20 protein-coding genes are annotated in these 25,522 nt (G+C 72.1%); 8 read left to right on the top strand and 12 right to left on the bottom strand.

Translation table 11 applies throughout. The features are described 5' to 3' along the window. The first annotated feature begins 173 nt into the window (after window positions 1-173). Window positions 174-1,091 carry a hypothetical protein gene (locus tag ACFV46_RS05800; protein ID WP_361922910.1) on the top strand — a complete coding sequence of 306 codons (918 nt, stop codon included), beginning with the start codon at window positions 174-176 and terminating at the stop codon, window positions 1,089-1,091. Window positions 1,092-1,122: 31 nt separating this feature from the next. Here ACFV46_RS05800 and ACFV46_RS05805 read toward each other — a convergent pair whose 3' ends face one another. The 3 genes from ACFV46_RS05805 to ACFV46_RS05815 form a co-directional block, all read right to left on the bottom strand. Beyond that, entirely contained in the window at window positions 1,123-2,085 is a 963-nt protein-coding gene (locus ACFV46_RS05805) for an EamA family transporter (protein ID WP_361922907.1), read from the bottom strand. Window positions 2,086-2,227: 142 nt separating this feature from the next. Further along, window positions 2,228-3,352 (bottom strand): lipid II:glycine glycyltransferase FemX, encoded by a 1,125-nt coding sequence (locus ACFV46_RS05810; RefSeq protein ID WP_385497122.1) that lies wholly within the window; start codon window positions 3,350-3,352, stop codon window positions 2,228-2,230. A gap of 85 nt (window positions 3,353-3,437) precedes the next feature. Beyond that, window positions 3,438-6,365 carry an FAD-binding and (Fe-S)-binding domain-containing protein gene (locus ACFV46_RS05815; protein WP_385497124.1) on the bottom strand — a complete coding sequence of 976 codons (2,928 nt, stop codon included), beginning with the start codon at window positions 6,363-6,365 and terminating at the stop codon, window positions 3,438-3,440. Between the two features lie 81 nt (window positions 6,366-6,446). On the opposite strand from ACFV46_RS05815, the gene serC reads away from it, so the two are divergent. Beyond that, entirely contained in the window at window positions 6,447-7,565 is a 1,119-nt protein-coding gene (serC, locus tag ACFV46_RS05820; protein ID WP_385497125.1) for a phosphoserine transaminase, read from the top strand. A 75-nt stretch (window positions 7,566-7,640) separates the two neighbouring features. Here the strand turns inward: serC and ACFV46_RS05825 are convergent, their stop codons facing one another. Both ACFV46_RS05825 and ACFV46_RS05830 read right to left on the bottom strand, forming a co-directional pair. After that, complete coding sequence (locus ACFV46_RS05825; protein WP_385497127.1) at window positions 7,641-9,221, bottom strand: alpha/beta hydrolase; 1,581 nt, start codon at window positions 9,219-9,221, stop codon at window positions 7,641-7,643. A gap of 192 nt (window positions 9,222-9,413) precedes the next feature. After that, window positions 9,414-10,385, bottom strand: a complete 972-nt coding sequence (locus ACFV46_RS05830) for a WD40 repeat domain-containing protein (RefSeq protein WP_385497128.1) — start codon at window positions 10,383-10,385, stop codon at window positions 9,414-9,416. A 133-nt stretch (window positions 10,386-10,518) separates the two neighbouring features. Here ACFV46_RS05830 and ACFV46_RS05835 point away from each other — a divergent pair, with 133 nt between their 5' ends. The 3 genes from ACFV46_RS05835 (at window position 10,519) to ACFV46_RS05845 (ending at window position 12,908) form a co-directional block, all read left to right on the top strand. Continuing rightward, entirely contained in the window at window positions 10,519-11,196 is a 678-nt protein-coding gene (locus tag ACFV46_RS05835) for an SGNH/GDSL hydrolase family protein (protein WP_385497129.1), read from the top strand. 85 nt (window positions 11,197-11,281) lie between these two features. Then, window positions 11,282-11,866 (top strand): Uma2 family endonuclease, encoded by a 585-nt coding sequence (locus tag ACFV46_RS05840; protein WP_376727119.1) that lies wholly within the window; start codon window positions 11,282-11,284, stop codon window positions 11,864-11,866. A 49-nt stretch (window positions 11,867-11,915) separates the two neighbouring features. Continuing rightward, entirely contained in the window at window positions 11,916-12,908 is a 993-nt protein-coding gene (locus ACFV46_RS05845; RefSeq protein WP_361922883.1) for an aldo/keto reductase, read from the top strand. Window positions 12,909-13,043: 135 nt separating this feature from the next. On the opposite strand, the gene thpR is transcribed toward ACFV46_RS05845, so the two are convergent. Genes thpR through ACFV46_RS05860 form a run of 3 tightly spaced genes read right to left on the bottom strand, consistent with a single transcriptional unit; the run spans window position 13,044 to window position 15,473 of the window. Then, a complete protein-coding gene (thpR, locus tag ACFV46_RS05850; RefSeq protein ID WP_385497130.1) occupies window positions 13,044-13,616 on the bottom strand; it encodes an RNA 2',3'-cyclic phosphodiesterase in 573 nt (190 codons plus the stop codon). A gap of 41 nt (window positions 13,617-13,657) precedes the next feature. Beyond that, window positions 13,658-15,010: an MFS transporter gene (locus tag ACFV46_RS05855; protein WP_361922877.1), complete on the bottom strand. Its 1,353-nt coding sequence runs from the start codon at window positions 15,008-15,010 to the stop codon at window positions 13,658-13,660. A gap of 25 nt (window positions 15,011-15,035) precedes the next feature. After that, entirely contained in the window at window positions 15,036-15,473 is a 438-nt protein-coding gene (locus ACFV46_RS05860) for a MarR family winged helix-turn-helix transcriptional regulator (RefSeq protein WP_151784607.1), read from the bottom strand. A gap of 155 nt (window positions 15,474-15,628) precedes the next feature. Here ACFV46_RS05860 and ACFV46_RS05865 point away from each other — a divergent pair, with 155 nt between their 5' ends. After that, complete coding sequence (locus ACFV46_RS05865) at window positions 15,629-15,811, top strand: ribbon-helix-helix protein, CopG family (RefSeq protein ID WP_151784608.1); 183 nt, start codon at window positions 15,629-15,631, stop codon at window positions 15,809-15,811. On the opposite strand, the gene ACFV46_RS05870 is transcribed toward ACFV46_RS05865, so the two are convergent. Next, window positions 15,804-17,255, bottom strand: a complete 1,452-nt coding sequence (locus ACFV46_RS05870; protein ID WP_361922873.1) for an NCS2 family permease — start codon at window positions 17,253-17,255, stop codon at window positions 15,804-15,806. The genes ACFV46_RS05865 and ACFV46_RS05870 overlap by 8 nt on opposite strands. Window positions 17,256-17,373: 118 nt before the next feature. On the opposite strand from ACFV46_RS05870, the gene ACFV46_RS05875 reads away from it, so the two are divergent. Continuing rightward, complete coding sequence (locus ACFV46_RS05875; RefSeq protein WP_376727116.1) at window positions 17,374-17,673, top strand: DUF2530 domain-containing protein; 300 nt, start codon at window positions 17,374-17,376, stop codon at window positions 17,671-17,673. 97 nt (window positions 17,674-17,770) lie between these two features. Then, on the top strand, window positions 17,771-20,167 hold the full coding sequence (locus ACFV46_RS05880; protein ID WP_385497131.1) for an HAD-IC family P-type ATPase: 2,397 nt from the start codon (window positions 17,771-17,773) through the stop codon (window positions 20,165-20,167). A gap of 16 nt (window positions 20,168-20,183) precedes the next feature. On the opposite strand, the gene ACFV46_RS05885 is transcribed toward ACFV46_RS05880, so the two are convergent. The 3 genes from ACFV46_RS05885 to ACFV46_RS05895 all read right to left on the bottom strand — a co-directional run bounded on the left by ACFV46_RS05885 (window position 20,184) and on the right by ACFV46_RS05895 (window position 25,504). Next, the gene (locus ACFV46_RS05885) at window positions 20,184-21,092 is read right to left on the bottom strand and encodes a hypothetical protein (protein WP_385497133.1); all 909 of its coding nucleotides are present in this window, start codon (window positions 21,090-21,092) and stop codon (window positions 20,184-20,186) included. 180 nt (window positions 21,093-21,272) lie between these two features. After that, window positions 21,273-22,208 carry a hypothetical protein gene (locus ACFV46_RS05890; RefSeq protein ID WP_361922861.1) on the bottom strand — a complete coding sequence of 312 codons (936 nt, stop codon included), beginning with the start codon at window positions 22,206-22,208 and terminating at the stop codon, window positions 21,273-21,275. Window positions 22,209-22,381: 173 nt separating this feature from the next. Further along, on the bottom strand, window positions 22,382-25,504 hold the full coding sequence (locus ACFV46_RS05895; RefSeq protein WP_385497134.1) for a sacsin N-terminal ATP-binding-like domain-containing protein: 3,123 nt from the start codon (window positions 25,502-25,504) through the stop codon (window positions 22,382-22,384). Window positions 25,505-25,522: the final 18 nt, after the last annotated feature.

Consider the following 25,522-nt stretch of genomic DNA (forward strand, 5'->3'; position numbering starts at 1 on the left):
GTGTGCGGCGTGCTGAGGAGCATGGCAGCGCCGAAGAAAACAAGCAAGCATGCTTGCATAATTGCGTTCGTTCGGTGCACGACCCGAGGTGAGGGCTGTGCGGACCTTGTGTGCTCAATACACTCGGCGATCGCGCCCCTCGCGGCGCACACTCGCATATCGGGGGACGGACGATGAGCAACTGGAACCCGGGCGGACAACCGCCCCAGGGGCCCCAGCCCTACCAGCCGCAGCCACCTCAGCCCTATCCGCCGCAGCCCTACGCGCCCCGGCCCTATGTGCCGCCGCAGCCCCAGCCGCCCCACCCGGGGCCGCCGGTGCCGCCGCCGGGCGGGCCGATCACCCGGCTGCGGCGGCGGATCGGGCCCATCCACACCGCGCGCAGGGTCTTCACACCGTCACGGCCGGGCATCGTCTCGGACCCCGAGGTGGCCCGGATGCGGAGGATCAGGACCTGGGTCGGCGTGGCCGCGTTCCTGTGGATGTCCTACACGTACAAGCTCTCCACCAAGATCAGCGATACGGCGAGCGACCAGGTCGACAAGTCGTGGACCAGCGCCCTCGCGCTGGCGGCGACCCTCCCGGTCCTGGTCGGCGTCCTGTACGGCCTCGCCGCCCCGGCGGCGCGGCGGGACCTGCTGCGCCGGGCCGGCCGGTGCTTCGGCGCGATCGTGGCGATGATGGCGGCGGCGTCCGTGTTCCCGGTCATCGTGCTCTCGGGATTCTTCGAGGGCGAGGAACCCCTCGTCGAGGGTCACTTCACCGCGACGAAGGGCCTCATGCTCGCGGTCCTCCTCCTCGTGACCTTCTGGGTGCTGCCGTTCGTCGTCTGGGGCGTGGGACTCGCCGTACAGCACGTGTTCCGCACGGCCGACATCCACGAGACGGTGCCGCCGCTGCTGATCATGGCTCTGGCGTGGGAGATGGCGCTGATCGACGTGTTCACCGGCGCCCACGAGGGCGTGCCGACGGTGGTCCGGTACGTGTTCATCCTGGGATCCCCGCTCTCCGTCACGGCGGTGGGCCTGTGGGAGCTGCGCCGGTTGCGGGTGCGCTACGGGCTCGGGATGCGCGGCCTGCTGATGCGCTAGGCCGGCCCACTCAGGCCGTACTCAGGCCGTACTAGGCCGCGTCGCCCACGGGGGACGCGGCCTTCGCCTTCCTCCCCCGCCCCACCTGCGTCCGCACGGCCCCCATGGTCGCCGCGATGACGAGCGCGATGGCGAGCGCCTGCGTGGTGGACAGGGCCTGGTCCAGGACGAGGAACCCGGCGGTCGCGGCGATCGCCGGTTCCAGGCTCATCAGGATCGCGAAGGTGGCGGCGGGCAGGCGGCGCAGAGCGAGGAGTTCGAGCGTGTACGGCAGGACCGAGGAGAGCATCGCCACGGCCGCGCCCAGCCCGATCGTCACCGGGTCGGCCAGCTTGGCGCCGGACTCGGCCAGCCCCAGGGGCAGGAACAGCACCGCCCCCACCGCCATGGCCAGCGCGAGACCGTCGGCCTGCGGGAAGCGCCGGCCCGTACGGGCGCTGAAGACTATGTAGGCCGCCCACATGGCGCCGGCACCCAGGGCGAAGACCACACCGAGCGGGTCGAGGCTGCTGAAGCCGCCGCCTCCGAGCAGGAAGACACCGGCGAGCGCCAGTCCGGCCCACACGAGGTTGAGGGCGCGTCGCGAGCTCAGCACGGACAGGGCGAGCGGGCCGAGCACCTCCAGGGTGACCGCAGGACCGAGCGGGATGCGGGCGACCGACTGGTAGAAGAGGCCGTTCATCGCGGCCATCGTGACGCCGAAGACGACCACCGTGCCCCAGTCGGTCCGGGAGTGGCCGCGCAACCGGGGCCGGCAGACCAGCAGGAGGACGACGGCCGCGACCAGCAGCCGCAGCGCCACGACGCCGAGCGCACCGGCGCGCGGCATCAGGCTCACCGCGAGGGCGCCGCCGAACTGGACCGAGATGCCGCCGGCGAGCACCAGGCCCACCGGGCCGAGGGAGCCGCGGCGGCCGGGGGTGCCGGCGGCCGGCGTGGAGGGGGCCGGGGCGCCGGTGTGCGCGGGGGCGGCTGCGGCTTCGGGGAGGCTCACGGGCGGTCCTGGGCTTGGCTGGGAAGGCGGAGTCGTTCAGCATGCTGTACTACCAAGTCCAGAGTAATGGACTCGGTCAGGCGTGTGAACTCCTTATGCCACTGTCCCAGACCATGGACGGCCGGGCCGCCCCGGCCCTGGCCTATCTGCGGGCCATGTACAGATGCAGGGCCCGGTGCAGCAGCCGGTTGAGCGGGAGGTCCCACTCACCCAGGTACTCGACGGCCTCGCCGCCCGCGCCCACCTTGAAGCGCAGCAGGCCCAGCAGGTGGTCGGACTCCTCCAGGGTGTCGGTGATGCCCCGGAAGTCGTAGACGGCGGCGCCCGCCGCATGCGCGTCGGCGATCATCTGCCACTGCATCGCGTTGTTCGGCTGGACCTCGCGCCGGCGGCCGGTGGAGGCGCCGTACGAGTACCAGACGTGCTCGCCGACGGTGAGCATGGTGGCGGCGGCCAGGACCTCGCCGTCGTGGTGGGCGAGGTAGAGCCGCATCCGGTCCGGGTGCTCGGCGGTGAGCGCGGTCCACATGCGCTCGAAGTAGGGCAGCGGACGCGGGACGAACCGGTCGCGCCCGGCGGTCTCCACATACAGCTCGTGGAAGACGGGCAGGTCCTCGCGGCCGCCCCGCACGATCTTGACCCCCGCCTTCTCCGCCTTCTTGATGTTGCGCCGCCACTGCTGGTTGAGCCCTCGCTGCACGTCGTCCAGCGACCGCCCGGCCAGCGGCACCTGGCAGACGTACCGGGGCTGGCCCGCGGCGAAGCCCTCCTCGCCCGCCGGCTCGGACCGCCGCCATCCGGCGGCCCGCAGCCGCTCCTCGACCTCGGCGGCGCGCGGGTCGTACGCCGTGGGCTCCACGTCCCGCAGCCGGTGCGCGGCGGGGTCGGCGATGGCCGCCTTCACCGCGTCCGGGCTCCAGCGGCGCGAGACGACGGGCGGGCCCATCCGCACCGAGAAGGCGCCCTTGCGCCTGAAGTGCGCGACCATCGGCGCCAGCCACCGCTCGGCCAGGTCGGGCGCGTGCCAGTCGATGAGCGGGCCCTCCGGCAGATACGCCAGGTACCTCTTCAGGCGGGGCAGCGGCCGGTAGAGCACGAGGCCGGCGCCCAGCAGCCGCCCCTCGTCGTCGAACCAGCCCAGGCTCTCCGCCGTCCAGTCCGGCTTCACCTCGCCCCAGGACGGGACCTGGGTGTGGCTGGCGGAGCGGCGGGCCGCGACGAACGCCAGATGCTCGTCGCGCGTGATGGGCCGGAGGAGGAGGGGCATGGGGGCTCCTGTCGACGACCGGACGGACGGTCCGGGAAAGGGGTGCCTGGCCCCACCGGGGGCGGCGGTCCACTGATCAGCCAGCCTAGGCGCGGCCCGCGTCCCGCTCATCTCCTGCGGGTCCGTCCGCTCCCGGACGGCCCAATCCCCGCGTTTCCAGCGCGTCCGCGAGGACCTCGGCCAGATGGCGGCCCCGCACGCCCGCGAGCTGCGCCAGCTGGGTCCGGCAGGAGTAGCCGTCCGCCAGGACGACGGCGTCCTCCCCGGCGTCCCGCACCGCCGGCAGCAGCTGCTCCTCCGCGCACGCCACGGACACGTCGTAGTGCCCCTTCTCGAACCCGAAGTTCCCCGCGAGGCCGCAGCAGCCGCCGCTCAGCCCGCCGGTGAGCCCTGCGGCCTCCCGCAGCCGCCGGTCGGGCGCGTCCCCGAGGACGGCGTGCTGGTGGCAGTGGGTCTGCCCGACCGCCGGCCGCCCGATCCGGGGCGGCGCCCAGCCGGGCGCGTACCGCTCCAGGGCCTCCGCGAAGGTCAGGACGCGGTCCGCGAGGCGCCGGGCCCGGGGGTCGTCGTGCAGCAGCTCGGGCAGGTCCGTGCGCAGGGACGCCGCGCAGCTGGGCTCCAGGACGACCACCGGGGTGTCCCGCTCCAGCAGCGGCTCCATGAGGTCCAGCGTGCGCCGCAGCACCGCGCGGGCCCGGTCGAGCTGGCCGGTGGAGACGTACGTCAGTCCGCAGCAGACCCGCTCCCGGCCGCGCAGCACGGACAGCGGGTCCATCGCCACCGCCACCCCCTCGCTCCGCCCGGACGCCGTCATGCGCACTGTCGGCGGCAGCGCGACCCGCAGCCCGGCCGCCTCCAGCACCCGGACGGCCGCCCGTCCGACGGACGGCGACAGATGCTCGGTGAAGGTGTCCGGCCACAGCACGACCAGGTCCCCGCCCGCCGGGGTCGCGGGCCTCTGCCGCGTCTCCCACCAGCGGCTGAACGTGCGGGTCGCGAGCTTCGGGAACCGCCGCTCGGGCGCGATCCCGCCGAGCCGTTTCGCCAGCCACGCCAGCGGCCGGACGGCGGCGAGGGAGTTGACCAGGGCCGCCGTCCGCGTCCGGTCCACCAGGCGCAGCCACCGGGGCAGCCGGCCCATGCTGTGGTGCGCGGCGGGCCGGCGCCGGCCGGCGTAGTGGTGGTGCAGGAACTCCGCCTTGTACGTGGCCATGTCCACCCCGACCGGGCAGTCGGAGCGGCACCCCTTGCAGGCCAGGCACAGGTCCAGCGCGTCACGCACCTCGTCCGAGCGCCACCCGTCGGTCACCAGTTCCCCGGCGAGCATCTCGTGCAGCAGCCGGGCACGCCCGCGCGTGGAGTGCTCCTCGGCCCCGGTCGCCCGGAACGACGGGCACATCACGGCGGACCCGGACACCGACGTCGTACGGCACTTGGCGACGCCGACGCAGCGCCGGACGGCCGCCGAGAAGTCACCGCCGTCCGCCGGGTAGCCGAAGGCGACGTCCACCGGTTCGCGGGGCAGGACAGCGAAGCGCAGGTTCGCGTCGAGCGGCGCCGGGCGCACCAGCATCCCCGGGTTGAGCAGGCCGTCCGGGTCCCAGACGCCCTTGGCGCGCTCGAAGAGACGGACCGTCTCCTGCCCGTACATCCTCGGCAGCAGTTCGGCCCGCGCCTGCCCGTCGCCGTGTTCCCCGGACAGCGAGCCGCCGTGCGCGACGACCAGGGCGGCCAGCTCCTCGGAGAAGCGCCGGAAGCGGCCGACGCCCCGCTCGGTGAGCAGGTCGAAGTCGATCCGGACGTGGATGCAGCCGTCCCCGAAGTGCCCGTACGGCGCCCCGCGCAGCCCGTGGGCGGCCAGCAGCGCCCGGAACTCCCGCAGATACGCGCCGAGTCGCGCCGGGGGCACCGCGCAGTCCTCCCAGCCCGGCCAGGCCTCCGTGCCGTCCGGCATCCGGGTCGCCGTGCCGCTGGCGTCCTCCCGCAAGCGCCACAGGGCCCGCTGCCCGGCCGGGTCGGTGACGACCGCCGCGTCCACCACGTCGGCGGCGCGCACGATCGCCTCCGCACGCGCGCGTGCCTCGCCCGCCGACTCCCCGCCCGTCTCCACGAACAGCCACGCGCCGCCCCGGGGCAGCGCGGCCGACGCCGGCACGAGGTCGGCGGCCATGCCCTCCACGGTGAGCGGCCCCAGCGGCAGCAGCCCGGCGGCCGCCTCGGCGGCGGCGCTCTCGTCGGCGTACGCCAGCACCGCGAGCGCCCGCGCGCGGGGCGCCGGCACGAGCCGCACGACCGCCTCGGTGAGCACGCCGAGGGTGCCCTCGCTGCCGCAGAACGAGCGGGCCACGTCGGCGCCGTTCTCGGGCAGCAGCGCGTCGAGCGCGTACCCGGAGATCCGGCGGGGCAGCTCCGGGAAGCCGGTCCGCAGCCGCGCCAGGTCGCCCTCCACGAGGTCGCGCAGCCCCTCGGGCGCGCCCGCCCAGTCCCGGCCCGGACGCAGCCGCTCGCCGCGCGCGGTGACAACCTCCAGCTCGCGCACGCTGTCGGCGGTCGTCCCCCACGCCACGGAGTGCGAGCCGCAGGAGTTGTTGCCGATCATGCCGCCGAGGGTGCAGCGGCTGTGCGTGGACGGGTCGGGCCCGAAGCGCAGTCCGTGCGGGGCGGCGGCCTCCTGGAGCCGGTCCAGGACGAGTCCGGGCTGCACCACGGCGGTGCGTGTCCCCGGGTCCAGCGACACCAGCCGGTCCATGTGCCGGGTGAAGTCCAGGACGATCCCGGTGCCGGTGGCCTGCCCGGCGATGGACGTGCCCCCGCCCCGCGGCACCACCGGCACCCCGTGTTCCCGGCACACCGCCAGCGCGGCGGCGACGTCGTCGGCGTCCCGGGGGGCCACCACCCCCAGTGGGACACGCCGGTAGTTGGACGCGTCCATCGTCGTCAGCGCACGGGACGTGACGTCGAACCCGACCTCGCCCCGGACCGCCGCGCGCAGCTCCGTCTCCAGTTCGGTCATGCGTCCACTCAACCAGTCCCGCCGTCTCACCGGACGGACGAGGTTTCACCCGGGTTTCCTCCACCGGCTACCCTCCGTGTCGTGGCTGAGATCCAGATTCCCGCTGACATCAAGCCCGCCGACGGACGTTTCGGCGCGGGCCCCTCCAAGGTGCGGACGGAAGCGCTGGACGCGCTGGCCGCGACCGGTACGTCCCTCCTCGGCACCTCCCACCGCCAGGCCCCGGTGAAGAACCTGGTCGGCCAGGTGCGCGAGGGCATCAAGGAGCTGTTCTCCCTGCCCGACGGGTACGAGGTGATCCTCGGCAACGGCGGCTCCACCGCGTTCTGGGACATCGCGACGCACGGCCTGATCGAGAACAAGTCGCAGCACCTCACGTTCGGCGAGTTCTCCTCCAAGTTCGCCAAGGCCGCGAAGCTGGCCCCCTGGCTCGCCGAGCCGACCGTCGTCGCGAGCGACCCGGGCACGCACCCCGAGGCGGCCGCCGAGGCCGGCGTCGACGTGTACGCCTTCACCCACAACGAGACCTCCACCGGTGTCGCCATGCCGATCGAGCGCGTGGCCGGTGCCGACGAGGGCGCGCTGGTCCTGGTCGACGCCACCTCCGGCGCCGGCGGCCTGCCGGTCGACATCGCCGAGACGGACGTCTACTACTTCGCCCCGCAGAAGTCCTTCGCCTCCGACGGCGGCCTGTGGATCGGCGTGTTCTCCCCGGCCGCGATCGAGCGCGCCGAGCGGATCCACGCGAGTGGCCGCCACATCCCGGAGTTCTTCTCGCTGCCGACGGCGATCGACAACTCCCGCAAGAACCAGACGTACAACACCCCGGCGCTCGCCACTCTGTTCCTGCTGAACCAGCAGCTGGAGTGGCTCAACGGCCAGGGCGGCCTGGACTGGGCGGTCCGCCGCACCGCCACCTCCGCCCGTACCCTGTACGGCTGGGCCGAGGACAGCAAGTACGCGAACCCGTTCGTCACCGACCCGGCCAAGCGCTCGCAGGTCATCGGCACGATCGACTTCACGGACGAGGTGGACGCCGCCGCCGTCGCCAAGGTGCTGCGCGCCAACGGCATCGTCGACACCGAGCCCTACCGCAAGCTCGGCCGCAACCAGCTCCGCGTCGCGATGTTCCCGGCGATCGACCCGGCCGACATCGAGGCCCTGACGAAGTGCGTCGACCACGTCATCGAGAAGCTCTGACCTTCTCCCGTACGTGACGAAGGGGCGCCCGGCGGATGCCGCCGGGCGCCCCTCTGTCGTTCCGTCAGGAGCGGGTCACCGCCCGGAACCCAGCAGGGCGCGCAGGCTGTTGCCCGCCGCCGCCTTCTGCGCCGCCGGCTGCGGCGTGGGGTCGGGGAGCTTGTTGCACACCGCGTCGGCCACACCCTTGCCGTGCGGGACCTTGCCGCTGGTGAGGTACGTCGCGAGGTGCTTGTCGAGGCAGGCGTTGCCGCTCAGCGTGATGCCGTGGTTGCCGCCGCCCTGCTCCACCACCAGGCTGGAGTTCTTCAGCAGCCGGTGCATGGTGACACCGCCCTGGTAGGGCGTGGCCGCGTCGTCCGTCGCCTGGAACAGCAGCACCGGCGGGAGCTTGCTGTTGGCGACGTTCACCGGCTTCAGCGTCTTCGTCGGCCAGAACGCGCACGGCGCGTTGTACCAGGCGTTGTTCCACGCCATGAACGGGGCCTTCTCGTGCACCGCCCAGGTGTCCTTGCGCCACTGCTTCCAGTCGCGCGGCCAGGAGGCGTCACGGCACTGCACGGCCGCGTAGACGCTGTAGCCGTTGTCACCGGAGGCGTCGATGGCGGCGATGTTGTCGTACGCCTCGACCAGCGCCGCCGTGTCGTGGTCGTTGACGTACGCCGAGAACGTCTTGGCGAGCGTGGGCCAGTACCCGTTGTAGTAGCCGCCCGGTATGAAGATGTCCTCCAGCTCGGAGGCGCCGACCTTGCCACCGGCCGGCTTCTTGGCCAGGGCCGCCCGCATGGCGTACCACTTGGCCTCGATCTTCTTCGCGTTCGTGCCCAGCTTGTACGTGGAGTCGTACTTGGCGACCCACGCCGTGAAGGCCTTGTGGCGCTTGTCGAAGGCGTAGTCCTGCTGGATGTTGTCCTCGTACCAGACACCGGTCGGGTCGACGATCGAGTCCAGCACCAGGCGCCGCACCCGCTCGGGGAACAGCTTGGCGTAGACGGCGCCGAGGTAGGTGCCGTACGAGTAGCCGAAGTAGTTGATCTTCGACGCGCCGAGGCCCTTGCGGATCGAGTCCATGTCCTTCACGGCGCTGACCGTGTCGATGTAGGGCAGGACGGCCGCGTACTTCGTGCCGCAGGCCTTGGCGAAGGCCTTGGTGCGCTCCAGGTTGGCCTTCTCCAGTGCCGGGGTGCTCGGCACGGCGTCGGGGCGCACGGGGTCGAAGTGGCCCGGCTTGCAGTCGATGGCGGGCTCGCTCTCACCCACGCCGCGCGGGTCGAAGCCGATGACGTCGTACTGCGCGGCGACGTCCTCGGGCAGCGAGGAGGCGACGAACTCGGCCAGCCCCAGGCCGCTTCCGCCCGGGCCTCCGGGGTTGACCAGCAGCGGGCCCTGGGACTTGCGTGCGGTGTGCGGCACGCGGGAGAGAGCCAGCGTGATCTGCTTGCCGTGCGGCTTCGCGTAGTCGAGCGGCACCTTGATCGATCCGCACTGGAGTGTCGGGGTGTCGTCCGTCCCGCACTTCTTCCAGGTGACCTTCGCCGCGGCGGTGGCCAGGGCGGTGTTCGCGGACTGCGACGCGCTGGCGCTGGCGGGGACGGCGGTGAGCGTCCCGGCCAGGACGACCGTGGCGCCGCACAGTACGGCTGCGCTTCTTCTCATGGAATCTCTCGCAACGGTGAGGGGACAGACCCGCGAGTGACGCGGGCCGACCGGCATCGTCGCGGAAGAGCGCACCGCGTATGGGCGAATTCGAGCAAGACTTGACCAAATCGAGGCACAGTCAGCTCTCAAGAACCCCTCAGGAACGGGGAGTTCCCGCCATACCCGGACAGACTGCCGACCCTCGCGGCCTCACGCCCGCCGGAACAGCCTCCGCAGGGCGAGGAACACCACCAGGACCGCCACCGCGGCCACCGCGCCGACCTTGAGGGTGCCGTCCGTGCCGTCGTCGCCCTCCGAGGAGGCCGAACTGCCGCCGGACGACGACGCGTCGGACTCCGCGCCCCCCGGCGCGTCCTTCGCCACCACCGCGCTGTTCACGCCCTCGCTGCCCAGCATGATCCTGCTTCCGTCGGGCGAGTACGACACCGACTCCCCCTGCCCGAGCGGCACGCCGACCCGCTCCAGGCGCTTGAGCTTCCCGCCGTTCCAGTCGTAGGCGAGACCCCCGAAGTAGCCGCGTACGACGAGCCGCTCGCCGTCCGGGGAGAAGGCGGCATCGGTGGCCCACAGGTCGACAGGCGTGGTCGGCTCGAAGACGTTCGCGCCGGACGGGGAGAGCTCCGCCGGCCCCACGTACAGGTGCCCACCGTCCTCCTGCTTGTCGATGATGTAGACGCGCCCGGTCTTCGGGTGCACCACCATCGACTCGGCGTCGCGGGTGCCGTCGGAGTACTTCACCACGTACTGCGTGGCACGGATCGTCTGGTCCTTCAGGACCTTCGGCTCGGGCAGCTTGTAGATCCACACATAGGGCCACTCCACACCGTCGTTGTCCCCGATGTCACCGACGTACAGCTGGTTGTCGGGGCCCATGGAGATCGCCTCCACGTCCCGCGGGGTCCCCACGCCGGTCATCGTGATCCGGGCGACCGTCCTGCCGGTGGCGCTGTCGACGGCGTACAGGTAGGCGCCGGTGTCCTGGTCGTTGTGCGTCCAGTAGACGCCCTTGTGCTGCCGGGAGGCGGCCAGGCCGCTGGACTCGGTGATCCGCGGGTCCTTGATCGTGAAGTCCTCGTTCCCGGCTCCGTCGGCGGCGGACGCGGGAAGCGTCAGCCAGCCGGTGAGCAGGACCCCGGCGAGTATGGCGAGCGGTCGGCGCATGCCCCAAGCCTGCCATCCCGCCGAGGCGTTCGGAGCCGGGGTCCAGGGGGCCCGGCCCGCGCGGGGCGCCGCGTGGCGGGCTTCACACCCCACCGGCTCCTCGCGCCCCCCGGAGATCGTCCATCATGAGCGGATGCTCAGGTTCATGCCCGTCGGCGACTCCATGACCATCGGCAGCGCCGGCGAACACACATGGCGCTACCGCATGTGGCAGCACCTGCGGGACACCTACGGCGGCCCCTTCGCCCTCGTCGGGCCGCGCGAGACGCTGTACGACAAGGCCATGGAGGCCCCGAGCTCGTACGAGTACGCCGACCCCGACTTCCCCCGCGCCCATCTGGCCGGCTGGGGCGAGGGCTGGCAGCACATGGCCCCACTGATCGCCGACGCGGTCCGCGCACACCGGGCCGACGTGCTCCTCGTCTCGCTGGGCCTGATCGACCTGGGCTTCTACACGAACGCCGAGCAGACGGCCGAGAACGTCCGGGCCTTCGTCGCCGAGGCGCGGACGGGCAACCCGCGCGTGCGGATCGTCGTGCTGCCGGTGATCCCGAACGTGCGGGCCACGAACGACGCCCCCTTCGCCGCGCAGGTCACCCGTTTCAACGAGCTCCTGGCGAAGGCGGTCGCCGACCTGGACCAGCCCCGCTCCCCCCTGCTGCTGGCGTCCCCGCCGCCGTCGTACGCCATCGACCTGGACACGTACGACGGCACCCACCCGAACGCGAGCGGCGAGCACAAGATCGCCGCGGCCTTCGCGGACGCGATGCACCAGGCGTGGGACCTGGGCGAGCCGTACACCGCTGTGTGAGCTTCGTCTCCGTACCGAGGTCACCGTGCGTATCGTTGTACAGCGCGGCCGCACCGACCGTGGACGACCGGGGAGGAGCGCCACGATGACCGTCCTCGAAGACAGGATCGCGATGGCCGACGACAACGCCCAGCGCCTCGACCAGTGGTTCGAGCTGATTGAGCGGATGGTCCCCGAGGGTTACAAAGCCGAGGTCGTCGAGGGGGCCGTCCACATGGTGCCGCAGCGGGACACGCACTGGGAGATCAGTCGCCGGATCATCCACGCGCTGGAGGACAGGTTCGGCAGGGACATCAACGTGAAGTCGGATGTACGCATCGACTTCCCCGGCTTCGAGAACGGCTTCTGCCCCGACGTGATGAAGCTGCGTGACGACGCGGAACGCGACCCGGAGCGCGGCTGGCGCCACGAGGACGTCGAATTCGTCGCCGAGGTCATCTCCCGTGGGACCGGCATGAACGACTACGGCCCGAAGAAGGCCGCGTACGCGGAGGCCGGGGTTCCCGTCTACCTCGTCGCCGATCCCTACCAGGGCCGCTGCCACCTCTTCACCGACCCCAAGGACGGCGAGTACCGCACGGAGTCCAGGTACGACTTCGGCGAGCGGATGGATCTGACCCACACCCCGCTCGACCTCGCCTTCGACACGGCCACGTTCCCCCGCGACTAGAACCTACGCCCTTGCCTGGAGCGCACTCCAAGCCGTTGGCTAGGTGGTCATGAAGTACACGCAGCTCGGACGCACGGGACTCAAGGTCAGCCGACTCGTCCTCGGCACGATGAACTTCGGACCGCAGACCGACGAGGCCGACAGCCACGCGATCATGGACGCGGCGCTGGACGCCGGCATCAACTTCTTCGACACCGCCAACGTCTATGGGTGGGGCGAGAACAAGGGCCGCACCGAGGAGATCATCGGCAACTGGTTCGCCAAGGGCGGCGACCGGCGCGACAAGGTCGTCCTCGCCACCAAGGTGTACGGCAACATGGGCGCCGACGGCGAGGCCTGGCCCAACCACGACAAGCTCTCCGCGCTCAACATCCGGCGCGCGGTCGACGCCAGCCTGAAGCGGCTGCAGACCGATCACATCGACCTCTACCAGTTCCACCACATCGACCGGGACACCCCGTTCGACGAGATCTGGCAGGCGATCGACGTACTGGTCCAGCAGGGCAAGATCCTCTACGCCGGGTCCTCCAACTTCCCCGGCTACAAGATCGCCCAGGCCAACGAGACCGCCGCCCGGCGCGGCGGTGGCATCGGTCTGGTCAGCGAGCAGTGCCTCTACAACCTCTTCGAGCGCCGCGCCGAGATGGAGGTGATCCCCGCCGCGCAGGACTACGGTCTCGGGGTCATCCCCTGGTCGCCGCTGCACGGCGGACTGCTGGGCGGGGTGCTGAAGAAGCAGGCCGAGGGCGGGCGCCGGGCGTCCGGGCGAGCGGCGGACACCCTCGCCGACCCGGCGGCCCGCGCCCGCCTCCAGGCCTACGAGGACCTGCTCGACAAGCACGGTCTGGAGCCCGGCGAGGTCGCCCTGGCCTGGCTGCTGACCCGGCCCGGCGTCACGGGCCCGATCGTCGGCCCCCGTACGGCCGGTCAGCTGGAGTCGGCACTGCGGGCCGTGGAGCTGGAGCCGAGCGGCGAGCTGCTGGACGCGCTGGACGAGGTGTTCCCGGGCCCGGGGCCGTCGCCGGAGGCGTTCGCCTGGTAAGACCGCCCCAGGCGAAGGGGGGCGGCGTGAGGGCGTCAGCGTCCGAGCGCCGCCGCCAGGGCCACGAGGACGAACATCAGCACGAGCGCACCGGCCATGATCCGGTTACGGGTTTTCGGGTCCACGCCATCGAGGTTAACCGGCGCCGCCGAACGGCCGGCGGGCGACCACCTCGTAGCGGGGCTGCTCGCCCGGCACGCCGGAGGTGGGCAGGTGGCTGCGGACGAGCGCCAGCTCCGTCACCGTCCAGGTGCGGCCGGCGAAGTCCGCGAGGGCCGTCACATACGGCCGGGTGTCCACGGCGGTACGGCTGCGGGCCAGCGTCAGATGGGCCTTGTACCGGCGGTGCTCCCCCATCGGCACGCCCGCCTTCACGGCCGCCGCCTCGCAGCGCCCGGCCAGCACCCGCAGGGCGGGCACATCGCCGCGTGCGCCCGTCCACAGGGCCCGCCCGTGCCCGAACTGGCCCCCTCCGTGCAAGGCGAGCGGGAAGGGGGCGGTCCGGTGGGCGGCGCGTTCCAGACGGGCGGACAGCTCGGGGAGGAGGGCGTCGTCGACCTCACCGAAGAAGGCGAGGGTCAGGTGCCAGCCGGGGCGGGCGGTCCAGCGCAGCCGGTCGGCGCCGGGCAGCTTCCGCAGGGCGGTGACCTCGGTGTCCAGTTCCCGTACGACGTCGTCCGGGGGCAGCACGGCGGCGAAGAGTCTCATGGGGAGAGTCTCGCCGCCGTGCCCGTGTGCGTCCCGGGGACTCAGGCGGCCGTGGCCAGCTGCTCGCGCTCGCGGGGCACGAACCGCACCTTCGGGTGGCCGTGGCACCAGCCGACGGCGAGGCGCAGTCCGCCGAGGCGGGCCAGGACCAGGGCGACCGCGACGGCCGCGGCGGCGGTCACGGCGCCGCCCGAAGCGAGGCCGGCCCGGACGCCGTACGCGTCCGTGACCCAGCCGGCGATCGGCGCGCCGATGGGGGCGCCGCCCATGAAGACCATCATGTAGAGGGCCATCACCCGGCCGCGCATGCTCGGGTCGGTGCCCATCTGGATGCTGCTGTTGGCGGTGACGTTGACCGTCATGCCGAACATGCCGATGGGCACCATGAGCACGGCGAACAGCCACATCGAGGGGGCGACGGCCGCCACGATCTCCATCGTGCCGAAGGCCACGGCCCCGGCGATCAGCACCCGCATCCGGGCCGTGCCGCGCCGGGCGGCGAGCAGTGCCCCGGCGAGCGAGCCGACGGCCATCAGGGTGTTGAAGAGGCTGTAGGAGCCGGCGCCCGCGTGGAAGACGTCGTCGGCGAAGGCGGACAGGAAGACGGGGAAGTTGAAGCCGAAGGTGCTGACGAACCCGGCGAGGACGATGGTCCAGATCAGGTCCGGGCGTCCGGCGACGTAGTGCAGGCCCTCGCGCAGCTGTCCCTTGCGGCGCGGCGCCCGTTCGACGACGTGCAGCTCGCGGGCCCGCATCAGGAGCAGCCCGGTGATGGGCGCGACGAAGGACAGGCCGTTGGCGAGGAACGCCCAGCCGGTGCCGACGCCGGTGATCATCAGGCCGGCCACGGCGGGGCCGACGAGCCGGGCGGACTGGAAGTTGGCGGAGTTGAGGCTGACGGCGTTCTGGAGCTGGCCGGGGCCGACCATCTCGGAGACGAACGACTGCCGGGCCGGGTTGTCGAGGACGGTCGCGAGGCCGACGAAGAGGGCGGCCAGGTAGACGTGCCAGACCTGGACGTGCCCGGTGAGGGTGAGGGCGGCCAGCGCGATGCCGGTGAGGGCCATCGCGGACTGCGTGGCGATCAGCGTGGGGCGCTTGGGCAGCCGGTCGACGAGGACGCCGCCGTACAGTCCGAGCAGCAGCATGGGCAGGAACTGCAGGGCCGTGGTGATGCCGACGGCGGTGGCGGAGCCGGTGAGGCTGAGCACCAGCCAGTCCTGGGCGATGCGCTGCATCCAGGTCCCGGTGTTGGAGACGACCTGGCCGAGGAAGAACAGCCGGTAGTTGCGGATCCTGAGCGAGCTGAACATCGAGGAACGGCGCTGGGGGACGGGCGGGGAGTCGTGGGTGGTCGGTGCGGGGGCGGAGTCTGCTCCGGGTCCCGAACTCAAAAGTGGTCGCCTCCTTGGTGACTGCTTACAGGTGTGCGAGCTTCTCCAGCACGGGGGCGGCGGCGCGCAGGGTCGCCCACTCCTCCTCGTCGAGGCCCTCGACGAGGGTGGCCAGGAAGGCGTTCCGCTTGGTGCGGCTCTCGGCGAGCATCGTCTCGGCCTGCTCGGTCTTCGAGACGACCTTCTGGCGCCGGTCCTCCGGGTGCGGCTCCAGCCGGACCAGGCCCTTGGCCTCCAGCAGGGCGACGATGCGGGTCATCGACGGCGGCTGGACGTGCTCCTTGCGGGCCAGCTCACCGGGGGTGGCGCTGCCGCAGAGGGAGAGGGTGCCGAGCACCGACATCTCGGTGGGGCTCAGCGACTCGTCGACCCGCTGGTGCTTGAGCCGGCGGGAGAGGCGCATGACCCCGGAGCGCAGGGAGTTCACGGCGGCAGCGTCGTCGCCATGGGTGAGGTCCGACATGTTCATTAGCGTAACTCATTACTCTGGCTAAATACCACTGGGGACGCCCCGCATCACCCGTGACTCCCGCCACGTCACCCCGCAGTCACTCATATGGGTGATACAGCGGCGGAACGTGACACGTCGCACCGGAAGGTGCCGCGACCCTCGTGTGCATGGGGACCAGCGTGCTCAGCCTGCGGATGGACCACGAGCTGCTCGACCGGCTGCGCGAGCATGCCGCGAAAAGAGGAATGAGCGTCCAGGACTATGTCGTCCGGACGCTCATCCGCGATGACTTCGACGAGCGGTTCAAGACCGCCGTCGAGGAGACCGAGAGGTTCTACGGCGTCACGTGAGGCCCAGCGCCGGCATCAGGTAGTAGAAGCCGAACACCGCCGCCACCACGTACATCGCGGCCGGGACCTCCCGGCCGCGGCCGGCGGCCAGCCGCAGGACCGCGAAGGTGATGAAGCCCATGCCGATGCCGTTGGTGATCGAGTAGGTGAACGGCATCATCACCATCGTGACGAAGGCCGGGATCGCGATCGTGTAGTCGGCCCAGTCGATCTCCTTGACGGAGTTCGCGAGGATCAGGAAGCCCACCGCGAGCAGGGCCGGGGTGGCCGCCTGGGACGGCACCATCGTGGCGATCGGCGTGAGGAACAGCGCCACCCCGAACAGACCGCCGGTGACGACGTTGGCCAGGCCCGTCCGGGCGCCCTCGCCGACGCCGGCCGTGGACTCCACGAACGCCGTCGTGGCCGAGGAGGAGCTGGCGCCGCCCGCGGCGACGGCGAGGCCGTCGACGAACAGCACCTTGTTGATGCCCGGCATCTGGCCGCGGGCGTCGGTCAGCTTCGCCTCGTCGCTGACGCCCATGATCGTGCCCATGGCGTCGAAGAAGCAGGACAGCAGGACGGTGAAGACGAAGAGGACACCGGTCAGCACGCCGACCTTGCCGAAGCCGCCGAACAGGCTGACCTCGCCGATCAGGCCGAAGTCGGGGCTGGCGACCGGGTTGCCGGGCCACTTCGGGGTGGTGAGGCCCCAGGACGGCACCTTCGCGACGGCCTCGATGACGACGGCGACCACGGTCATCGCGACGATCGAGATCAGGATCGCGCCGGGGACCTTGCGGACGATGAGCGCGAGGGTGAGCAGCGCGCCGAGGACGAAGACGAGCACGGGCCAGCCGTTGAGGTGCCCACCGGTGCCGAGCTGGAGCGGGACCGTGGTCTGGGCGACGTCGGGGATGCGGGTGACGAAGCCGGAGTCGACCAGGCCGATCAGCATGATGAACAGGCCGATACCGATGGAGATGGCCTTGCGCAGGCCGAACGGCACGGCGTTCATGACGCGCTCGCGCAGACCGGTGGCGACGAGCAGCATGACCACGAAGCCCGCGAGGACGACCATGCCCATCGCGTCGGGCCAGGACATGCGCGGGGCGAGCTGGAGGGCGACGACGGAGTTCACGCCGAGGCCGGCGGCGAGCGCGATCGGCACGTTGCCGATGACGCCCATCAGCAGGGTGCTGAAGGCGGCGGTGAGGGCGGTCGCGGTGACCAGCTGGCCGTTGTCCAGCTGATGCCCGTACATGTCCTTCGCGCTGCCCAGGATGATCGGGTTGAGCACGATGATGTACGCCATCGCGAAGAAGGTGGCGAGACCGCCGCGGATCTCGCGCGGCAGGGAGCTGCCGCGTTCGGAGATCTTGAAGAAGCGGTCGAGTGCGCCGTAGGTGGGCCCGGCTCCCGGCTGTTCAGGGGTGGGGGCCTTGGCAGGAGCCGAGGTGGACATGCTTTTGGTGTTTCCTACGAAGAGAAGTGGTCAGACTCAAACCGTTTCAGTATGAACATATAAAGCCCGGAAGAGCCATCTCCGCGCGTAGACCTGATCACCTCGTAAGCTGTGTCGCATGGCGAAGTGGACCCCCAAGCACGAGGCGCCGGAGCCCCTGGAGGGCCCCGTGGTCGCGACCATCACCGGCGGCACCATCATCTGGTTCGTCCTCTTCGTCGTGCAGCTGCCGTTCTACGGCTGGTTCGACGACCACGGGCACACCTGGTGGGTGTGGACCTGCCTGGCCGGCGCCGGACTCGGCCTCATCGGCATCTGGTACGTCCGCAGGCGCGACGCGGCCCTCAAGCGGGCGGCGGCGGAGCGGGACACCCCCGGCACGCGCGCCGAGCAGCCCACGGCCCCCTCCGCCGAGTAGCGTCCGTACACCCCTGGTACGAACCCGCTCCTCCCCCGGTCGGATCTTCCGCGCACTCGGCGGGTGAACTCCCCGCTCCGCACGTACCGTCGAAGGCATGACGCATGCCGACGCGGGCACCGATGTCAACCATCCCGTGCAGAGCGCCTCCGTCACCGTCGCGGCGAGCGGACTCACCGCGGCCCAGGTGGCCGAACGGGTCGCGCGGGGGGCCGTCAACGACGTACCGGTGCGCAGCAGCCGGTCGATGGCGGAGATCGTCCGCGCCAACGTCTTCACCCGGTTCAACGCGATCATCGGCGTGCTCTGGCTGATCATGCTCTTCGTCGCGCCGATCCAGGACAGCCTGTTCGGGTTCGTCATCCTCGCCAACACCGGCATCGGGATCATCCAGGAGTGGCGGGCCAAGAAGACCCTCGACTCGCTCGCGGTGATCGGCGAGGCACGGCCCACCGTGCGCCGGGACGGGGTGTCGGCCCAGATCGCGACCTCCGGGATCGTCCTGGACGACCTGGTGGAGATCGGGCCCGGGGACAAGGCCGTCGTGGACGGGGTGTGCGTCGAGGCCGACGGGCTGGAGATCGACGAGTCCCTGCTCACCGGCGAGGCCGACCCGGTGGTCAAACGGCCCGGCGACCCCGTCCTCTCCGGCAGCTTCGTCGTCGCCGGGGGCGGCACCTTCCAGGCCACGAAGGTCGGGCGCGAGGCGTACGCCGCCCAGCTCGCCGAGGAGGCGTCCCGGTTCACGCTCGTCCACTCCGAGCTGCGCTCGGGCATCTCGACGATCCTCAAGTACGTGACGTGGATGATGGTCCCGGCCGCGATCGGCCTGATCATCACCCAGCTGTTCGTCAAGGAGAACGACCTCGACGACTCGATCGCCCGGACCGTCGGCGGCATCGTGCCCATGGTCCCGGAGGGGCTGGTGCTGCTGACCTCCGTCGCCTTCGCCATCGGCGTCGTCCGGCTGGGCCGCAGGCAGTGCCTGGTGCAGGAGCTGCCCGCCATCGAGGGTCTGGCCCGCGTCGACACCGTCTGCCTGGACAAGACCGGCACCCTCACCGAGGGCGGCATGGACGTCACCGCGCTGCGCACGCTGGACGGCTTCGACGAGCCCTACGTCCGCACGGTCCTCGGTGCCCTCGGCGAGACCGACCCCCGCCCCAACGCCTCGCTCAGGGCGGTCATCGCCGCCTTCCCGGACGCGGAGGACTGGCGCTCCACCGCCGCCCTGCCCTTCTCCTCCGCCCGCAAGTACAGCGGCGCCACCCTCAGCGAGGGCGACGGGCGGACCGGCACCTGGCTGCTGGGCGCGCCCGACGTCCTGCTCGCCGACGGGCACCCGGCGCTGGCCGAGACCGACCGGCTGAACGAGCAGGGCCTGCGGGTGCTGCTGCTCGCCCGCACCGGCCGTGAGCTCGACGATCCCGAGGTCGCCCGGGACGCCGAGCCCGCCGCCCTCGTCGTCCTGGAGCAACGGCTGCGGCCCGACGCCGCCGACACCCTGCGCTACTTCGCCGAGCAGGACGTCGAGGCCAAGGTGATCTCCGGGGACAACGCGGTCTCGGTGGGCGCGGTCGCGTCCAAGCTGGGGCTGGCCGGTACGACCGTCGACGCGCGCCGGCTGCCCCGGGAGCGGGACGCGATGGCGGGCGCCATCGAGGAGGCGACCGTCTTCGGGCGGGTCACCCCTCAGCAGAAACGGGACATGGTGGGGGCGCTCCAGTCGCGCGGGCACACCGTCGCGATGACCGGCGACGGCGTGAACGACGTGCTGGCCCTGAAGGACGCCGACATCGGGGTGGCCATGGGCTCGGGGTCGGAGGCGACCCGGGCCGTCGCGCAGATCGTGCTGCTGGACAACAGCTTCGCGTCGCTGCCGTCGGTGGTGGCCGAGGGGCGGCGGGTGATCGGCAACATCACCCGGGTGGCGACCCTGTTCCTGGTCAAGACGGTGTACTCGGTGCTGCTGGCGCTGCTCGTGGTGTTCTGGCAGGTGGAGTACCCGTTCCTGCCGCGCCATCTGACCCTGCTGTCCACGCTCACCATCGGGGTCCCGGCCTTCTTCCTGGCCCTCGCGCCGAACCGGGAGCGGGCGCGGCCCCACTTCGTACGGCGGGTCATGCGCTACGCGATCCCGGGCGGCGTGGTGGCGGGTCTGGCGACGTTCGCGACGTATCTGATCGCGCGTCACCACTACACGGGGCCCGACAGCCTGCCCGCGGAGACCAGCGCGGCCACCCTGACCCTGTTCCTGATCTCGATCTGGGTGCTGGCGATCATCGCCCGCCCGTACACCTGGTGGCGGATCGCGCTGGTGGCCGCGATGGGCTTCGCGTTCCTGCTGGTGCTGGTCGTGCCCTGGTTGCAGGAGTTCTTCGCGCTGCGGCTGGTGGGGATGATGCTGCCGTGGGTCGCGGTCGGCATCGCCGCGGTGGCGGCGGTCGCCCTGGAGTTCCTGTGGAAGTGGGTCGACCGCCGGGTCCCGTGCTGAGTCGCGGGATGTGCTTCTACCGCACGTCGACGTAGTCGCCCGCGGCGGTGGCCGCCGGGGTCGTCGAGGTGCCCGCGAAGGTGTAGCGGAAGTAGCCGTCCACGGTGGCGGTGACGGTGGCCTTCAGCTCGCCCGTCCCGTTGGTGGTGACGGTCTTCAGCGTGGTGTAGGTGCTGCTGTTCTTCTTGCGGAACTGCAGCTTCACGGGCTGGGCGGTGTACCCGTGGTACTTGTTGTCCTCCCAGTTGGCCCGGGAGAGCTTGCCGGTGACCGTGAGGGTCTTGCCCTTCTTCACCGGCTCCGGCGAGGCGTTCACCGTCTGCTTGGAGTAGCGCTGCAGGAGCGTGGTGCCCAGGCCGCCCTGGCTCGTGTAGCCGACCTTGGTGATGTCGAAGACCTCGGCGTCCGGGTCCTCGCCGTTGAACGCGGTGGCCTCCGCCGACGCCTTCCAGCCGCCGGCGTCGGAGTTGATCAGCTCGCTCTGGGCCGGGTAGACGTCGATGGTGCCCTTGCAGGTGGCCGTCGTCGCGGAGGTGGCCGTGCAGGTGGCGGGCTTGTCGCCGTACAGCCGGTTCTCCGGGGCGGTGAAGGAGCCCTTGTAGAGGATCGGGTCGGTGAGGAAGTCGGCGGCCTCGATGTCGACGTCCGCGCCGTGGGTCAGCGTGTAACTGACGCTCGTGGAGACGCGGTTGGTGGTGCCCACCTCGACCGTCTTGGCGATCTTGAAGTTCGAGAAGGAGACGTTCAGGGCGTACGGCTCGCCCTCGGCGGCCGCGGCACGGCCGGTGGCGGCGAGAGCGGCCCGGCGGACCTTCGCCACGTCCGCGCGGTCCACGGAGGAGCCGTCGGCCTGCGCGGCCGGGACGGCGAGGGCGGAGAGGGCCAGGGCGCCGGAGACGGCGGCCACGGTGGCTCTGATGCGCATGCGTTCCCCTGGTACGGAAAGGGGCCCCGCTCGGTCGCGACGGGGCCCGGGTGATCGGGGGCCTGTTGACCCATGTGATCAGATACGCGCCCGCCGGTGCCGGTTGTCTCACCGGCGGGCCGATTCAGTGACCTTCGTCACCAACCCCCGGACGGCTCCCGGGGGTTGGCGCACATCCGGCTAGCGGACGTCGACGAAGTCACCCGCGGCGTTGACCGCCGGGGTGGTCGTGGTGCCCGCGAAGGAGTAGCGGTAGTAGCCGTCCACGGAGGCCGTGACCGTGGTCTTCAGCTCACCCGTCGAGTTCGACTTGATGGTCTTCACCGTGGTGTAGGTGCTGCTGTTCTTCTTGCGGAACTGCAGCTTCACCGACTGGTTGGTGTAGCCGTGGTACTTGCCGTCGTCCCAGTTGGCGCGCGACAGCTTGCCGGTGACCGTGAGGGTCTTGCCCTTCGTCACCGGCTCCGGCGAGGCGTTGACCGTCAGCTTCGAGTAGCGCTGCAGCCGGGTGGACGCCAGGTCGCTCTGCATGGTGAAGCCGACCTGGTCCCAGTCGATGTCGTCCGCCATCGGGTCCTGGTCGTTGAAGTCGTAGGCGTAGCCGCCGGCCTTCCACGACGTGGCGTCGGCGTTGCTCAGCTCGTACTGCGGGTAGATGTCGAGCGTGCCCTTGCAGGTGGCGGTCGTCGACGTGGTCGCCGTGCACACCGGCCAGTCGTCGCCGAACAGCACGTTCGTCGCGTCGGCGTAGGACGAGCCGCGGTAGATCTCGACGTCCAGGAAGACCTCCGGGGCGTTGAGGTCCAGGTCCGCGGCGTGCGTGACCTTGTACGTCACCGGGACGGTCACCGTGTTGGTGGTGCCCACGACGATCGGCTTGCCGTTGTTGACCTTGACGTTGGAGAAGCTGACGTTCAGGGCGTAGGGCTCGCCCGTGTCCCGGGCGGCGAAGGTGCTGCGGCCGGAGTGGCCGGCGGCCTGGCGTGCCGCCTGCACGGCCTCGCGGATCGCGTCCTTGCCGTGCGAGGGACCGCCGTCGGCCTGCGCGGCCGGCACGGCGAGGGCGGAGAGGGCCAGGGCGCCGGAGACGGCGGCCACAGTGGCTCGAATGCGCATGCGCTCCCCTGGTGGGAAGAGGGCCCGGCCGCGACCGTCCTCACGGAAGGAGGACGCCGCCGGCCGGCCCAGGTGATCGTGGAGCCTGTTGACTCGCGTGATCAGATCGACAGCGGATGCGAATGGTTGTACGGGCGGTGAAGATTTTGTGATCGCATGACCTTCGGCGTCCGTCAGTCGAACCAGCGGTCCCGCGCCAGCTCCCCCGTCCGCGACGGATCCTCCAGCAGCGCCGCCACCTCGAAGCGGCGCGGCCACTGCCCGGCCGCCCAGGCGAGCCCGGCGGCCACACCCTCCAGGGTGGCCGCGTGCAGGACACCGTCGCCGGTCAGCCGCCAGTCGATCTCCACGCCGTCCACGACGAGTTCCTCGTGCTCGACGTACGACGCCGGGGTCCGCGCCCCGAGCAGCACCCGGACCGCCTCCGGCACCTCGTGCTCGGTGCCCTCGGAGTCCACGCCACCGGTGACGGACTCGCTCAGCCGCCGCACCTGGAACAGCTCGGCCAGCTCCGCCGCCCTCGCCGGCCGCACCGGCAGCAGCGGCACGCCCGCGGTGAACGGCAGCAGGTCGGGCGAGTCGACGACCACCGCGTCGGCCGCGTCGACCACCTCCACCCGCCCGTCCACGACGGCCCGCAGGTCGTCCGGCAGGGTCACCTGGTCGGGGTCCAGCTCGGCCAGCGCCCCGTACAGGGCGTGGAGTTGGGCCGCGGTCACCGTCCGCTCCGGATCGGCGAGGCGGTCCAGGAGTTCGGCGGCGCCGCCCGGCTCGTCCAGCAGCGCGGCGACCGAGGTGCGTACGCCGAGGGCCCGCAGCACCTGCTCGTCGTCGAAGCCGGTCGCGTCGGCCTCCTCGTACAGGCCGCGCAGGAGCGGGTCGCCGCCGGCGGCCAGCAGGCCCGCCGGGCGGCGGCCGTCCAGCACCGGGTGCCCCCGCAACCACCAGGCGGTGTACGGCCGTACGACCTCGTGGGTGCCGTCGGGCAGCAGGATCCGCACCGGCTGGGTGAGGGCGTCCCGCAGCGGCGGTCGCGCGAGCAGGGCGAGGGCCCGCGGCCACTTGTCGTCGTCGACGAGCTCCAGATCGCGTACGGCGACGAGTTCGGTGGCGACGGGCGGCACCGGGGTGTCCGGGAACCGGTCCAGGACGTCCTCGCACCACACGTCGACGGCGTCCAGCAGGCCGGCGTCGTCGGGCTCGGCGAAGTCGCCGTCCCTGGGCTCCAGTTCGTCCGGGTCGAGGACGACGTCGGTGGCGCGCACCAGGGCGAACCCGGCGAGCACCCCGCAGGCGGCGAGCGGCTGTTCGCCCCAGCGCCCGGCCAGCTCCGCGTCCACGAAGGGCAGTTCGCCCTCGCGCATGACCTCGGCGAACGCGCTGCCGGGCATCACGAGTTCACCGGCGGCGGCGAGCTCCCCGTCCTCGTCGGGCAGGGCGAGCGCCCCCAGCCACGGCTCCTCGCCGGGTTCCAGCCCGGCGTCCCGGACGAGGGCGAGCACGGTGTCGGCGAGTTCCTCGGCGTCGGGCGCGTCCTCCTCCCAGCTCGGCACGGCGTCGTCGTCGAGGGAGGCGGCGACGGCGGCCCGCACCTGAGGCGTCGTCAGGACCGCGCGAGGCGTGGCCGCGAGGGCGCCGAGCTTCTCCAGGAGGGGGTGCGCGGCGTCCGGGTGGGCGACCTTGAGGCCGAGGCGGGCCAGGACGTCCGGGGCGACCGAGGTGCCGCCGGGGGTGGGCAGCAGGACCTGCCGGGGACCGATGGTCGTCCGGCCGTCGGCAAGGGGCACGGGCAGCCCGGACAGCCGGTCCGGGTCGACCCCGGCGAGGCTGTCGTAGAGGCGGTGCCACCAGCCGGGCTCCTTCTCCAGCCCCGCGAGCCGGTCCACGGCGTCGGCGAGCGGCACCCGGGCGACCCCGAGGGTGCGCAGCTCCACCCGTCGCTCGAGACCGGCGGGCAGCAGGGTGGGCAGGACCTCGGCCAGCACCCGCACGGTGTCGGCGCCGGCGCCCTCGACGACCTCGGCGTCCCGGGGGCGCAGCGACTCGGGCAGCTCGGAGTCCGGCTCGGACGGGCGCAGGGCGGGCGGCAGGAACGAGGTCCGCGGGAGGCGCTCCAGGATCGCCTGGCGCAGGGCTCCGTCCAGTTCCCCCTTGCCGAGCGGGCCGGGCACGAGCGCGATGACGCCCTCGTCGACCGGGCGCCAGCCGGCGAGCAGTTCGGCGTAGGCGTCGGCCGCGCGCTGCACGAGGAAGTCGGTGAGCGGGCCGGGCGCGGCGTGCCGGCGGGTGGTGTCGAGCGGGAACGAGGCGATGAGCAGCGCGGGCACGCCGAGCGGTTCGTCGCTGGGGGTGGGGGCGTGCACGACGGGCGCGGTGCTTGGGCGGGCGGGGCCGCCGCCGGCGGCGTCCACGGGGACTGCCCAGGTCAGGGACCAGTGCGGGCGCAGCCGTTCCTCGACGGGGCGGTCGGCGAGCAGGTCGGGGGTGAGCGGGCCGTGGGCGGTGGCCGTGCGCCAGCGGGTGACGCCGGACGAGGAGTCCTCCACGACGGTGAGGGGACCGTCGGCGCCGCGGCGCAGGGTGCGCGGCGGGGCGTCGCCGATCTCCACCACGACCTCCTCCAGGCCGGGCAGGGCGAGCAGCAGCGCGTCGTCGACGCCGCCCAGCAGCCGCTCCGCGAGGTCGGCGGCGGCGGTGTCGCGCAGCGGCAGGATGACGACGGTGTCGTACGGGTCGGGAGCGGTGCCCTCGGCGGCGAACGGCAGCCGGAGCAGCGGCACATGACCGTCCCGGCGCCGGATCTCGTCGCCCAGCCCGGGGCTGTGACGGGCGGTGTCCCGGGCCAGCTCCCGGGCCTCGGCGAGCGACCAGCGCACCCCGCCGTGCCGTCCGACGACGGCGGGCTCGTCGGTGACGGCGAGGACGGCGGCGAAGCCGACGCCGAACCGTCCCACGGCCTCGCTGTCGCGTTTCGCGGAGGCCCGCAGCGTGGACAGCGACTCGACGCCGGCCGCGTCCAGCGGCGCACCGGTGTTGGCGGCGACGAGCACACCCTCGCGCAGGGTCAGCCGCAGACGTCCGGGCACCCCGGCCCGGCCGGCGGCGTCGGCGGCGTTCTGCGCGAGCTCGACGACCAGCCGGTCCCGGTACCCGCCGAGGACGAGGTCCTCCTCGGCGTTGGCGTCCTCCCGGAACCGGGCGGGGCTGGTCGCCCACGCGTCCAGCACTCCACGCCGCAGACGCGCCGTACCGAACGGGTCGGCGCCCTCGGCCGCGGGCCGCACGAACTTGCTCACGTTGACACTCCTCATCGC

The organism is Streptomyces sp. NPDC059852 (genome assembly GCF_042731455.1).
In the GTDB taxonomy this organism is placed as follows: Bacteria; Actinomycetota; Actinomycetes; order Streptomycetales; family Streptomycetaceae; genus Streptomyces.